At 39.7% G+C, this 13,041-nt stretch carries 12 protein-coding genes; 7 read left to right on the top strand and 5 right to left on the bottom strand.

Translation table 11 applies throughout. The features are described from left to right. Positions 1-386: 386 nt before the first annotated feature. Positions 387-1,826: an AIR synthase-related protein gene (locus MmiHf6_RS03205; RefSeq protein ID WP_316558265.1), complete on the bottom strand. Its 1,440-nt coding sequence runs from the start codon at positions 1,824-1,826 to the stop codon at positions 387-389. Between the two features lie 1,043 nt (positions 1,827-2,869). On the opposite strand from MmiHf6_RS03205, the gene MmiHf6_RS03200 reads away from it, so the two are divergent. From MmiHf6_RS03200 to MmiHf6_RS03185, 4 genes are all read left to right on the top strand, one after another. Then, a complete protein-coding gene (locus tag MmiHf6_RS03200) occupies positions 2,870-3,133 on the top strand; it encodes a FeoA family protein (RefSeq protein ID WP_316558644.1) in 264 nt (87 codons plus the stop codon). Positions 3,134-3,135: 2 nt separating this feature from the next. Continuing rightward, positions 3,136-5,118 (top strand): ferrous iron transport protein B, encoded by a 1,983-nt coding sequence (gene feoB, locus MmiHf6_RS03195; protein WP_316558264.1) that lies wholly within the window; start codon positions 3,136-3,138, stop codon positions 5,116-5,118. A 233-nt stretch (positions 5,119-5,351) separates the two neighbouring features. Continuing rightward, positions 5,352-5,486, top strand: coding sequence for a hypothetical protein (locus tag MmiHf6_RS03190; RefSeq protein ID WP_316558263.1), 135 nt, complete (start codon positions 5,352-5,354; stop codon positions 5,484-5,486). Positions 5,487-5,488: 2 nt separating this feature from the next. Further along, entirely contained in the window at positions 5,489-5,716 is a 228-nt protein-coding gene (locus tag MmiHf6_RS03185) for a hypothetical protein (RefSeq protein WP_316558262.1), read from the top strand. Between the two features lie 533 nt (positions 5,717-6,249). On the opposite strand, the gene MmiHf6_RS03180 is transcribed toward MmiHf6_RS03185, so the two are convergent. Beyond that, positions 6,250-6,606: a winged helix-turn-helix transcriptional regulator gene (locus MmiHf6_RS03180; protein ID WP_316558261.1), complete on the bottom strand. Its 357-nt coding sequence runs from the start codon at positions 6,604-6,606 to the stop codon at positions 6,250-6,252. A 298-nt stretch (positions 6,607-6,904) separates the two neighbouring features. On the opposite strand from MmiHf6_RS03180, the gene hcp reads away from it, so the two are divergent. Together hcp and MmiHf6_RS03170 are read left to right on the top strand one after the other, a co-directional pair. After that, complete coding sequence (hcp, locus tag MmiHf6_RS03175; protein WP_316558260.1) at positions 6,905-8,560, top strand: hydroxylamine reductase; 1,656 nt, start codon at positions 6,905-6,907, stop codon at positions 8,558-8,560. Between the two features lie 528 nt (positions 8,561-9,088). Continuing rightward, the gene (locus MmiHf6_RS03170) at positions 9,089-9,424 is read left to right on the top strand and encodes a CGGC domain-containing protein (RefSeq protein ID WP_316558259.1); all 336 of its coding nucleotides are present in this window, start codon (positions 9,089-9,091) and stop codon (positions 9,422-9,424) included. Positions 9,425-10,851: 1,427 nt separating this feature from the next. On the opposite strand, the gene MmiHf6_RS03165 is transcribed toward MmiHf6_RS03170, so the two are convergent. The 3 genes from MmiHf6_RS03165 to MmiHf6_RS03155 all read right to left on the bottom strand — a co-directional run bounded on the left by MmiHf6_RS03165 (position 10,852) and on the right by MmiHf6_RS03155 (position 12,492). Continuing rightward, entirely contained in the window at positions 10,852-11,430 is a 579-nt protein-coding gene (locus MmiHf6_RS03165) for a DNA-3-methyladenine glycosylase (RefSeq protein WP_316558258.1), read from the bottom strand. Positions 11,431-11,538: 108 nt separating this feature from the next. After that, positions 11,539-12,120, bottom strand: coding sequence for a hypothetical protein (locus tag MmiHf6_RS03160; RefSeq protein WP_316558257.1), 582 nt, complete (start codon positions 12,118-12,120; stop codon positions 11,539-11,541). A gap of 126 nt (positions 12,121-12,246) precedes the next feature. Beyond that, a complete protein-coding gene (locus tag MmiHf6_RS03155; protein WP_316558256.1) occupies positions 12,247-12,492 on the bottom strand; it encodes a hypothetical protein in 246 nt (81 codons plus the stop codon). A gap of 155 nt (positions 12,493-12,647) precedes the next feature. Here MmiHf6_RS03155 and MmiHf6_RS03150 point away from each other — a divergent pair, with 155 nt between their 5' ends. Continuing rightward, complete coding sequence (locus MmiHf6_RS03150; protein WP_316558255.1) at positions 12,648-12,941, top strand: hypothetical protein; 294 nt, start codon at positions 12,648-12,650, stop codon at positions 12,939-12,941. Positions 12,942-13,041: the final 100 nt, after the last annotated feature.

Raw genomic sequence — 13,041 nt, 5'->3', positions numbered from 1 at the left:
GTCGACGAATTTCACAGATGCTGACATTTAAATTGCCGATGCAATCAGCTGAGCTCGAGCTTTTTATTTGTCTTGGTAAGAATCCGCTTTTTTTACTTAGAATTAGAAGTCTGACAGAACTTGAACTTTTTATTCGTCGTGTAAGAATCTGCCAAGTTTCGATTCCCTTCGCTGTGCTACGGGAACCTCAACTTGCGGGGACGGTATCTGAACTTTTTAGTTTATCTAATTAAAAACAAACATCCGTTTTATTTCAAATTAAGCAAAAACGAACGCCGTTTTTCTTTCAAAAATTATCTTTTGGGTTTCAGAAAAGGGCGTTCGGGTTCATAAAAGTTAAAGAAAAATGATGTTTGGTTTCGTCCGAGAATTGAAATGAAAATCGGTCATTTTCTATTTTGAATCCTCTTCACGATCCGCTCTTTCTTTTCAATTGCCGAATCCGCCGCCGCATCAATTCCTTTTTTCATTTCCTCAAAATCCGGCGGCGTTCTTTCGCCGATGACTTTTTTTATCGGCGTATAAGCCGCTTCCCGAAACATCGGTTTAAATTCTTTCTCGGCACCGTCAATCATAAGAGCCGTGTCGAATTTTCCCGTTTGCTTTTCTTCAACGCGGCCGACAACAAACATTTTTACACCCGCGCCGTTGACCGTTTGAATCACATTTTCTGCAATTTCCGGCGGACAAATCACAAGCAATGAATCGATTGAAACACCTCTGAAATCAATTTCCAATTTCTCAAACATTTCCAAAACCGTCGGCTCAACACATTGAACCAGCGCGCCGTCGTCAAAAACAAGACGGATGTTCGCTTCTTTTGAAATTTCATAAGCATCGCCGCGAACGCCGCCGTTTGTCACATCCGTCATCACATGAATTTGAGTATGCAATTTTTCTTTCGAATCCAAAAGCGCTTGCACTGCAATCAAAAAATCAATATTCAATGTTTTTTCAACAACCTCTGCTGCTTTTTCATATCCCGAATAAATCGCAGCCGTCGTCACCGTGCCGCCGCCGGTTCCTTCCGTCATTAAAATCAAGTCGCCGGATTTTGCGTTGTTGCGCGCCGTCAAACTGCCCGCATTTACCGCGCCGACAGCGCCGACACATCCTGTCATCCGCTTTCCGATGACCATGTCGCCGCCGATTCGAAGCGTGCTTCCCGTGACAAGCGGAATTCCGGACAACTCGGCAACCGCCGAAATGCCCGCCAAATGATCAAAAATCATCGCCGCGTCGCCGTCATCAGCCACATGAATGTCCGAGAGCATCGCCGCCGGTTTTGCGCCCATCACGTAAATGTCGCGAAGCGCCGCTTTGGCAACATGAAACCCTGAGAGGAACGGAAACGCGCTGAGGCGGGAGTGCATACCGTCAACGGTGACGACCAAATAGTCGGGAGAGTCTGCTCCGTCTGCGCTGCCGGAATTTGCTCCGTCGGAATTTGTGCCTCCTGAATTCGTACCGCCGGAATTCGTGCCGCCCGCAAGCGCGACAACACCCGAATCATCCATGTTTGACGAATCCAAAACAGCAGTTGTTTTTCCGATCACTTTTCCGATCTTTTCATGAACATAAAAATCGCCCGCGCCGCGCGAACCGATTCCGAATTCTCCCATGGAGGCGCCGCTTTTTTGATATTCAAAAACGTCGCCTTTAACGAAAAGCGCGGACTTTGTTTCTTCAAGAATCGCGGCGGCTAAAATATCGGCTTCATCCTGACCGCAGCATTTCTTTAATTCAATTATTTTTTCCTTTAATTTGAGTTGCACATCATTTTCTTCATTTTGAATTAAATGTGCGGCATAGCCTTCCAAATCCATTTTTGATTTCCTTTAATTTGTTTTTCATTCTCTTTTTCTTTTATTTTTACTGAAATTATGAGAATGTTTTATTCCAAAGACTTGTTATGTTATTTATTATGACGTTCATTGATGTCCTTTTCATTTATCAAATATTGGTTTGAATTATCTGTTTGATTATCTGTTGATGATTATCTGTTTGATTATCTGTTGATGATTATCTGTTGATTATCTGTTGATTATTATTTGAATTATTTTTGAACAATTTGATTTTTTTGCCGCGCCTCAGAGAAAATTCTAAAAATCAAGAAAATTCGGGGAAATTCGGGAAAATTTAAGCTTCATTTTTCTTCAAATTCAGTTGTTTTCGAATACATTTTTGTTTGGCGAAATTTTTAAAAATCGTTATCTTCTATCAATTTCTATTCGTATAATTTTGTTTTATATGGCGAATCTATTTCGTTTTTTCATTCAACAGATTTATATACTTTAATGTTTGATTAAGATTTGTTTTCGTCTAAACGAAATATTTTGAATAAATGAAAAATGATATGTTCAAATCAAAAATTATTGCCTCTCAGAAAACCCTCTCTTCATGACACTAATTTTTGTCCTTTTCATTTTTTGTTTATTTGACTTATTTCACCCCGGTTAAAATCATCCGATTTTTTCCGATAAAATATGTGAGAAAACGAATGGCACAATTAATTTGTGTCTCATTCAATCATTTCAAAAACAAAAACGTATAATCCACCCAAAAAACTTGAAAGCAGATAACTCCGAAAAAAAGTAAACCGGTCTTTCAGGCCGGTTTCTTTTCTTCAACAAGTACGGGATTTGTTTTTGAACCGTTTTTTGAAAAGATTATGTTTGTTTTCGAATTGATATAAAATTAATTTAAAAATAAAATTAATTTAAAAATTTAAGCATAAGCAGCTTAAGTGAATTCTTGATTGGCATCTTGATTGGCAAAATTCATTAAAGCAAAATCATCTTGGTAAATTCATCTATTCCGCTTAAGCTAATCCGTAATAATTGTAACAATGGTTATTTCAGTGATTGGCATGACAAACACATTAAATGAAGTCAAGCCGGGATATTCCTGTAAAGTAGTGAATATCGGCGGCGATAATATCCTTAAGAATCGTTTGCTCTGTATGGGGGTCACACCCGGTACGGAAATAGAAGTCGTAAAAGTTGCGCCCCTCGGCGATCCGCTCGAACTTAAAATCCGCAATTATATACTCTCCATCCGCAAGAATGAAGCGTCCAGCATCTTCATCGAAGATATGAAAGAATGCTCTAAAGCAGCCAAAGGGAAGGCTTAACAATGGCAGACGCAAAATACACAATCGCACTTGCCGGAAACCCCAACAGCGGTAAAACAACCTTTTTCAACCGTTTGACAGGATCCAACCAAAAAGTCGGAAACTGGCCCGGTGTCACCATCGACAAAAAAGTCGGCACATACACCAAAAAGACGCCCGGCAAAGACGAAAAAGAAACCGTCAATGTCGTTGACTTGCCAGGTATCTATTCTTTAACACCTTATTCCGAAGAAGAAATCATCGCCCGCAATTTTATCGTCGATGAAAATCCCGATTTGGTCATTGACATCGTTGACGCGACAAACTTGGAGCGCAATCTCTATTTGACTTTCGAGCTCAAAAAATTAGGCTGCCCGATAATCGTCGCATTGAACATGATGGACGAAGTCGAACAGAACGGCACAAGAATCGATTTCGACAAAATGTCTGAAATGCTCGGCGTTCCGGTCATTCCGATCTCGGCCATTGAAGGCAAAAGCTTCTCCGCAAAAGTCGCAAAATTAATGGGCTACAAATCCTCAAAAGTCGCAGAAGGCGGCGTTGAGCGTTTAATTCAAAAAACCAATGACATTTTGGATCACAGTTACAAATTCTACGGAGACAACCCCGAAGCTATTCCTGCTTCCGGCGAAAAAGAATTTTCAGGCGACGCTTTCGAAAAGAAAAAATTCGACCCGTCCCTTTTGAAACACGCTGATGAAATCAACTACGATGCGCACTCCGCTGAAATTTATGATGAAATCGGCAAAATCGTTTCCGCAACCGTTCGCGAAGGTGAAAAAACCGTTCAGCAGGACCGTACGAAAAAGATCGACAACATTTTGACAAACAAATGGCTCGGTATTCCGATTTTCTTGGTTTTGATGTTTATCGTCTTTGAACTTTCATTCACGGTCGGCGGCTTCTTTACCGATTGGATCGATGTGTTTTTCAACGAAACCTTAGCCGGATTTGTCGAAGAATGGTTTGAATCAGCCGGAACGGCAGACTGGATGGCTGACCTTGTCATCAACGGTATTATTGCCGGTGTCGGCGGTGTTTTGACATTCGTCCCGCAGATCTTCATCCTCTTCGTGTTCCTGACACTTATGGAAGATACAGGCTATATGGCCCGTGTCGCTTTCTTGCTTGACCGTATCTTCAAAAAAATCGGTCTCTCCGGTAAGAGTTTCATTCCGCTGATTCTCGGTTTCGGATGTTCTGTTCCCGCCGTTATGGCCGCCAGAACACTTGACAATGAAATGGACCGTAAAACCACCATCTTCATTACACCGTTCATGTCATGCGGTGCACGTCTTCCGATTTACGCTTTGTTCGTCGGCGTGTTCTTTACCGCCTATTATGGTTTGACCATGCTGTTCCTGTATGTGCTCGGCATTCTCGTCGCCATCGCTTCGGCCTGGCTCTTAAAGAAAACGATCTTCAAAGGTCCGTCCTCTCCGTTCATCATGGAACTTCCGCCGTACCGTTTCCCTGATTTGTACACTTATGCAAAACACATTTGGGAAAAGACACGCGGTTTCGTTATCAGAGCCGGTACGATCATCTTCCTGGCATCCGTCTTGATTTGGTTCCTCCAAGGCTATGACTTCTCGTTCGCAGCTGTCGAAGATTCCGCAGACAGTATTCTTGGTGTCATCGGAAATTTCATTGCTCCAATCTTTGAACCGCTCGGATTCGGCGACTGGCGCGCAGCTATGTCACTCTTCACAGGTTTCATTGCAAAAGAAGCGGTCGTCTCGACGATTGAAATCTTATACACGCCTGAAGACTTTGAAATGCTCTTTACGCCGGTCATTGCGCTTGCGTTCATGGTGTTCACATTGCTCTACCTGCCCTGTTTGGCAGCATTTGCAACAATCAAGCGTGAACTCAACAGCTGGAAATTGGCAATTCTTGCAGCCGTTTACCAGACGGCAGTCGCTTACGTTGTCGCATTCGTCGTGTACCGCATCGGTCTTTTGGTCGTGCAGTACTTAATATGATTGCTCAATAACGATTGTTCAATCCCAAAGAAATGCTTCCCGAATAACCTCGGGAAGCTTCTTATTTATTTAAAATTAATATATATTTGAAATAATATTTATCAATGCAAATTTGTTAAAAATAATACTTAAAAACAAAATTTGTTAAAAAAATTTGTTAAACAAAATGTTGAAACAAAATTTGTAAAAAACAGAACTTTAATTACAAAAACAGAAAATTCAGGAGATTCAAAATGACAGGAATTCATGTCACACAATCCGATTCTTTCGGCATTCATTTAAGCGGTATCCATTTGGAAGGTATTCACCTTGACGGGATTCATTTAAATGAAATTCTTTCCCTCGTCAGATTCGATACGGAGGTTTGAATATGGCTGCAGATATTGCTTCTCTTATCCCGCAGCTTTTGGTTTATGCACTGCTTCTCTTTGCAGCGTACATTCTCTTCCGGCAAGTCCGTAAAATGTTAAAAGGCGAAACCGGGTGCGCAGGATGTTCCACAGGAGGCGGCTGTTCAAAGACGACAACAGGCGGCAGCTGCTGCGGCGGCGCGGGACACGATAAGAAAGAAAACGAATTGGAAACAGTTAAAAGATAAATTAAGATAAATTTAAACTTGACAAAATCAACGATTGGCTAAATCAATGATTGATAAATTAATTACAAAATTAATGATTTACAAAATTAATGATTGGCAAAATAAACGATTAATGAAATACGATTCATAATAACGATCAATGATTGGTAAAATTGATTGATAAAAAAATGATTGGCAAAACAGATTGGCAAAAAAAGATTAATAAAAAATGATTGGTAAAACAGATTGGCAAAAAATGATTGGTAAAAATCGAAATGGTTTGAAATTAAAACGGGCTGATTTTAATTATTAAAAATCATTTCAAAATCAAAATGATCTAAACGATTGTTTTAAACAAAAAAAGAAATTTGATTGTTTTAAGCAACACGATTGCCGGATTTTCTGCAGTTTCACGTCGCCAATCCGGAACTGCATATTCGAGCAGCATCAACTCGGAAGGAAACGAAATACTTTACAGCCACCTCTCAAAAGTTCTTTTCGTTTTCTTCCGATTTCTTTTTTATAGAATATAAATTAAAAATTTTAATATTATATCAAGATTTGCATTCAATACATAAAGTCCGGCGGCAAGTTTCGTTGTCGACGACCCATTTGTTTCCCCAGTCTTTGAGTGACTGGACGATTACAACCAATTCTTTTCCGCTGTCCGTCAGCGCATATTCGCATTTGACCGGAAAGGTTGACGAATCGACTGTTTTTGTAATCAATCCTTCCTGCTCCATTTCTTTTAAACGGGCGGACAATGTTTTCGGCGTAATATCGTTTAACTGGTTTTTCAGCTCGTTGAACCGCTTGTCACACATATTCCCCTTGTGAAGTTCATGAAGAATGCAAAGCGTCCACTTTTTTCCGACAAGATCCATGATTTTGTAAATTGTACATTCCTTCATAGTATCCGATATGAAACTTTCTACTATTTAAATAACTATCATCTTTCTATTGAGTATCTCTAAGATATTCTTTATCCGAAATGGTTTTGAATGTCTCTGAAAATAACGGATTCAATTTCAAGATGGAATTTCAAGATGGAATTTCAAGATGGAATTTCAAGATGGAATTTCAAGATGGATTATGATTAATCATAATATAATATAATTATTATATTTGATTGAATATGTTAATTCTCAATTGTTTTTCAATCAACGGTTTTATCGTTTTTTGAAAACGGAGAAAATCGGAGGATAAAAAATGTTCTGCTATCAATGTGAAGAAACCATGAACGGCACGGGCTGTACGATGAACGGCATGTGCGGTAAAAAAGGAGAGGTTGCCGTTCTTCAGGATCGGCTGATTTACGCGCTGAAAGGATATGCTTTCTGCAACAGCCGCGGCCGATTAAAGGGCTGCAATGATCCCGATTTCGGGCCGTTTGTCATGGAAGCCTTGTTTTCAACGCTCACGAATGTCAATTTTGACGCGGTTTACTTTGAAGACATGATTCAAAATACGCTTCGCCGAAGAGATGTTGTCAGAGACAATGTTCACGGCGGCGCGCCGCCCGGACCGCAGGCGCCGAACGCGGCAGTGATCACTTATGACGAGCTGATGGAAAAAACGGCGGAAGAAATCGGCGTTCTTTCAACCGAAAACGTTGATGTCCGATCTCTTCGGGAAACGCTTATTTACGGGCTGAAAGGAATTTCCGCTTACGGGATGCACGCTTTTATTCTGAATTCTGAAAATGATGACGTTTACCGGTTTATTGAAAAGGCGCTTATTTCAACGATTGAAGATTCGCCGCTTGACAAGCCCGATGTTGAACAAATGATTGCGCTTTTGATGGAGTGCGGCAGCGTCGGCGTTCAAATCATGTCGATGCTGGACGCGGCAAATACAGGCGCTTACGGCAGTCCTGTTCCGACTTCGGTTTCAACGGGTGTCGGTAAAAATCCGGGAATTTTGATCAGCGGACATGATTTGAAAGATTTGGAAATGCTTCTTGAGCAAACGAAAGGAACGGGCATTGATGTTTATACGCACGGTGAAATGCTTCCGGCAAACGGGTATCCGTTTTTCCAAGAATATGAGCATCTCGTCGGCAATTACGGCAATTCCTGGTGGCATCAGAAATCCGAATTTGAGAATTTCAACGGTCCGATTTTGATGACGACGAATTGTCTCGTTCCGCCGAAAGAATCCTATGCGGACCGTTTGTTTACGACAAATATGGTCGGCTATTCGGATGATAAGATTCAGATCAAACACATTTCGGCAAAATCTGACGGCAGCAAAGATTTCTCGGAAATCATTGACGCGGCGAAGAAATGTCTTCCGCCGAACGAACTTGAAAACGGCACGGTGATGACCGGCTTTGCGCATGAAGCGGTTTTGTCGGTTGCCGACAAGGTGGTTGACGCGGTGAAGTCCGGCGACATCAAAAAGTTTGTCGTGATGGCCGGCTGCGACGGGCGCCGTAAAGAGCGCCAATATTATACGGATTTCGCAAAAGAGCTTCCAAAAGACACGATCATTTTGACGGCCGGCTGCGCCAAATACAGATACAATAAATTGGATTTGGGCGACATCGGCGGCATTCCGCGCGTTTTGGATGCGGGGCAGTGCAACGACTGTTATTCTTTGGTCGTCATCGCTTTGAAGCTGGCCGAAGTTTTCGGCGCCGAATCTGTCAATGATTTGCCGCTTGTCTTTAACATCGCCTGGTACGAGCAAAAGGCAACGCTTGTCTTTTTGGCGCTTCTTTCACTCAACGTCAAAAACATCGTCATCGGTCCGACGCTTCCGGCATGTCTGTCGCCGACCGTTTTGGATGTTTTGGTGAAGACGTTTAATGTCAGCAAAAATACTGATGTCGATTCCGATATGAAGAGATTGATCACGCTCTGATTTTCGGTTTCGATTCATCACAAAATCGAGGTTTTTTCCATCGAAAAAACCGTTCGAATTAAAAACGACAAAACGGAAAAACGACAAAAACGGAAAAACGACAAAAACGAAAAAATGGGGAAATTGTAAAATATCAAAATGGCAACTCCCAAAACGATAAACGGTAAAAGGTTGAACATTTGAATCAAAAAATTTCATACAAACCATTCAAAAACGATTTTAACAGACCATTCAAAAACAATTAAAGAAACCATTCAAAAAAACGAGTCATACAAAACTATAAAAAAACATTAAATCCATTAAAAACCAGTCAACAAACACGATTTGAATAAAATCAATTAAACAAAAAAATTCCCGACACGGAATTAATTGAACGGATGCACCTGTAAAAAACGTCAGCATCCGTTTATTTTTTGTTTATTTCGTTCATTTCATTTATTTCGTTCATTTCATTTATTTCGTTCATTTCATTTATTTCGTTCATTTCATTCATTTTGTTTATTTTGTATTTTGTTTCACGGTGATTCTATGTCTCATGAAAAAATCGCAATTATTCGCTGCAATATTGTTTCCGAAACCTGTCCCGGTTTTGCCTGTGTCAATTCTTTCAACAACAAAACCGCTTATTTTCAGGATTACGATGAAACTGCGAGTCTGATCGCTGTTTTTACTTGCGGCGGCTGCAGCGGAAGGCGTGTGACGCGTTTGTGCGAATCCGTCAAAAAACACGGGGCGACAACCGTTCATTTAGCTTCTTGTATGTGCAAAGGAAGAGACGGCGAATATTTGTGTCCGCATATCGATTCGATAAAGAAAAGGATTTCTGATGTCGGTCTTGTAGTTGTCGAGCGAACGCATCATTGATTTTTCGTTTCTTTTTTATTTTATTTTATTTTTCATTTCTTTTTTATTTTATTTTTTTGATTGTTTGTTTTGCCGCCGCCGCGCGCGAGCTGCTTCATTTTTATTTTGATTTTCAAACTTGTTCCTCGTTTTTGTTTTATTTTTCAGACGAAACCCAAACATCCAATTTTCAAAAAACGGTGAACCTGAACGCCCGATAAAATCCTAATCTTAAATTTTTAGATTTCATTGAAAAATTGGCGTTCAAATCGTTTTTTAATTTTTTTGAAAAAATGATGTTTCAATAATCTGAAAATTTAGATGAAAAGACGATAAACCGTCCCTCCAACGACGAGTTCCCGAAGCGTAGCGGAGGGAAGGAGGAGATGGAGATTCTAACTATACGTTGACGAATTCACAGATTCCGCTTTTAATTTAGCATATGTGATTCTGAAATTGAATTTTTTATTCATATGGAAAGAATCCGCCTTTTAAAATGTATCTGCAATTAGCGCTGAGATTGAACTTTTTATTCGGCGGGAAAGAATCCGCCGTTTTAATTGTATCATACAATTAGCGCTGAAATTGAATTTTTTATTCGGCGTGGAAAGAATCCGCCTTTTAAATTGTATCTGCAATTAGCGCTGAAATTGAATTTTTTATTCGGCGTGGAAAGAATCCGCCAAGTCTCGTTTCTTCGCTTCGCTCAGAAACTCAACTTGCGGGGGCGGTATTTGGATTTTTCATTTATTTTTGTCAAAAATCAAACATCGATTTTATTTCAAATCTAAAAAAAGTGAACGCCGTTTTTTTTCAAAAACTTTTTTTAAATTTGGGTTTTAAGGGGCGTTCAGGTTTTTAAAAATTAAAGAAAAATGATGTTTGGGTTTCTTCAAATATTGAAGTTAAAAGCGATTTACCGCCCCTCCAACGACGAGTTCCCGAAGCGAAGCGGAGGGAAGGAGGAGATGGAGATTCTTACTATGCGCCGACGAATTCACATATTCTGCCTTTTTAATTTAGTATATGTGATATCTGAAATCGAACTTTTTATTCGGATGGGAAGAATCCGCCAAGTCTCGTTTCTTCGCTTCGCTCAGAAACTTGAAACTGCGTTTCAAGTCCGGTTCGCCGCTTCGCGCCGCCCGGAACTCAACTTGCGGAGGCGGTATTTGGATTTTCATTTATTTTTCTTCAAATCAAACATCGTTTTTATTTCAAATCTAAAAGAAAATTGAACGCCGTTTTTTAAACTTTTTTTAAATTTGGATTTTATCGGGCGTTCGGGTTTATTGAAAATTAAAGAAAACGATGTTTAGGTTTGTCCGAAAATCAAAAAGATGATTGTTGCTGCGGCTGTCACCTTCCCGTCGCCCGCGCGACCGCTCCATTTTTCCAAAAATTCGTTTATCCTCGCCTTCGTTTTTTAAAGTATTTTCAAAAATGAGTTACGCTTTTTTCTTTTTTGAAGAATCTGCTTTAATCTTAATTGTTTTCTTCGGTTTGATTTCGCTCGGTGCCGTAAACCGCCATTCGATATTTCTGTAAAATTCATCGGCGTAATCGATTCCGATTCTTTTTCCGGTTACGTATTTTGGTTTGGTTCCGTCATCTTCGATCCAAATTTCGTCCGACTTTGTCAAATCAATCGCGTTCAAATCTTTTGTGATCTGCATCGCTTTTGTCAGCCGGCCGGGGCCGTAAAAGCCTTCCACGCCGCGAAGCAGTGCTGCCTGCGGCTGCTCCTCTGCACCTGTGACGGCGTTGATCAAATGGTGGACGCCGTAGCAGAGATAAACGTAAGTGTGACCGCCTTTCATGTACAGCGTTTCTGTTCGCTTCGTTTTGCCGGCTTTGGCGTGACAGCCCGTGTCCTCAACGCCGCGGTAGGCTTCCGTTTCGGTGATGCGAAAGCGCAGCTCTTCGCCTGTCGGCAGGCGGCGGACAAGAATTTTGCCGATCAAATCGGGCGCAACTTCCAAAACATCGCGCGTGTAAAAGTCGGAATCTAATCTTTTCGATTTCATAAATATCAAAAAAGGGATTTGTTAATCGTTTTTTTTTTTAATTTCTTCTCGTTTTTAATTCGTTTGCTTTCGATTATTGTTTTAATCCGTTTTTCAGTTTCGTTTTAATTATTTCGTTTTTTTCATTTCATTTTCCATGTCAACGATTTTTTGATGAGCGTTTTCGATTTTCTGTTTCTTCTCTTCTTTTTCGTCCAACTCTTCCGCGTCGTTTTCGGGTCTGTATCCGGGACTGTTCACGCGTTTGAATTCGGCGGGACCGAGTTCTTTAAACTGAGAATATTTGCGTTCCAACACGCGGCCGAAACAGGAAAGCGATTCGCATTTGTTGAAATAACGTGCGGAAATGAGTTCGTAAACTTGGCGTTCTTCTCTTTCGCTGCCGATAATAATGTAAACGGAAGGATAAGTCGCGTCGGCGATTCTGAAGGTGCCGAAAATTTCAAACCCTTCATATTTTTTGATAAATTCATCTTTGTAAAGGATTTCATAATCGAGGCCGAACTCGTTCATATATTCGGCAACTTCAGGCTTTAATCCTTTGACATCATGCGTTAAGCGGTAAAGCGGACATTCGATTTTGGAAGGCGCTATACTTCTTTTAAGAAACAGGGAAATTTTATTTTCGGGAAGACTGTCAACATCGAAAATGAAAACAAGCTTCTCCGTTTTTTCCGGCGACTCGGTCATTTGTTAATCATACCTTATATAATCATACGAATAAAAATAATAGTAATTTTTGAGTTGTGAGTCCTGTATATTGAATCTTTTGTTTTAAATCTTTTTTTGACTCAAATATTTCATTCATTATCAAAATTACTCATCAAAGATAACTTTTAAAATTCTGAAATCGCCGTCACGAATATTTTCCCGCCCGATTTCTTCAATTTTTTCATCAAAAGGAATCGGTTTATCTTTGAAAAACAAAAGCGCCGTTTCTTCGTTTATTTTCAATTCTTTGAGAATGTCGGCGGCGGTTTTTAATTTTGTGAAGTCGATTTCTTTGTCGGATTTGATGCCGTTTTGGTCGAGTTCGATAATGATTTTTTCAGCTGAATTCATTCTTTTCTTCCCGTATTTTTATTCCTCTTTCATATCCTTCAGTATTTAACGATTCGCTTTTTAAAAATTTCGAAACAGTTATATTCTTTTTTCTTATTCATCCCTTATCGTAAATCAATTATTCATATGAAATTTAAGTTAAGGAGGTGTTTTTATTGGAACTTATCAACAAAGAACTTTACATTTACACCGTGGCAAACAGCATATCTTATTTGTTTATTGTTTCAATGTCTGTTTTGGCAGGTTTTACCAGTGCTTCTTTAACCTTAATCTCATCGTATCTTCTTCTTAAGGTTGCGGTTTTTCTCGAATTGAATAATCAGGTTTGGTTCTTTTTACTGGACGGTTTTTCTTCAGCCGGTTCACTTGGTTTATTTTTACTGTTCCAGCTTCAAGGAATAAGTTTTATGTACTTTGAAGCTGTAAAAAAATTTAAAAAGTATGGGTGAAAAAACACGCTTTAAATGATGAATTTTATTATTTAATTTTATATTAAATTAAAAAAAATTAAATTTTAAAATAAATTGAAAATTGAATTTAAAATAATTG

Source organism: Methanimicrococcus hongohii (assembly GCF_032594095.1).
Lineage (GTDB): Archaea > Halobacteriota > Methanosarcinia > Methanosarcinales > Methanosarcinaceae > Methanimicrococcus > Methanimicrococcus hongohii.
Note: the sequence above shows the minus strand (reverse complement) of the source record. Positions and strands in the feature narration are given on the sequence as shown.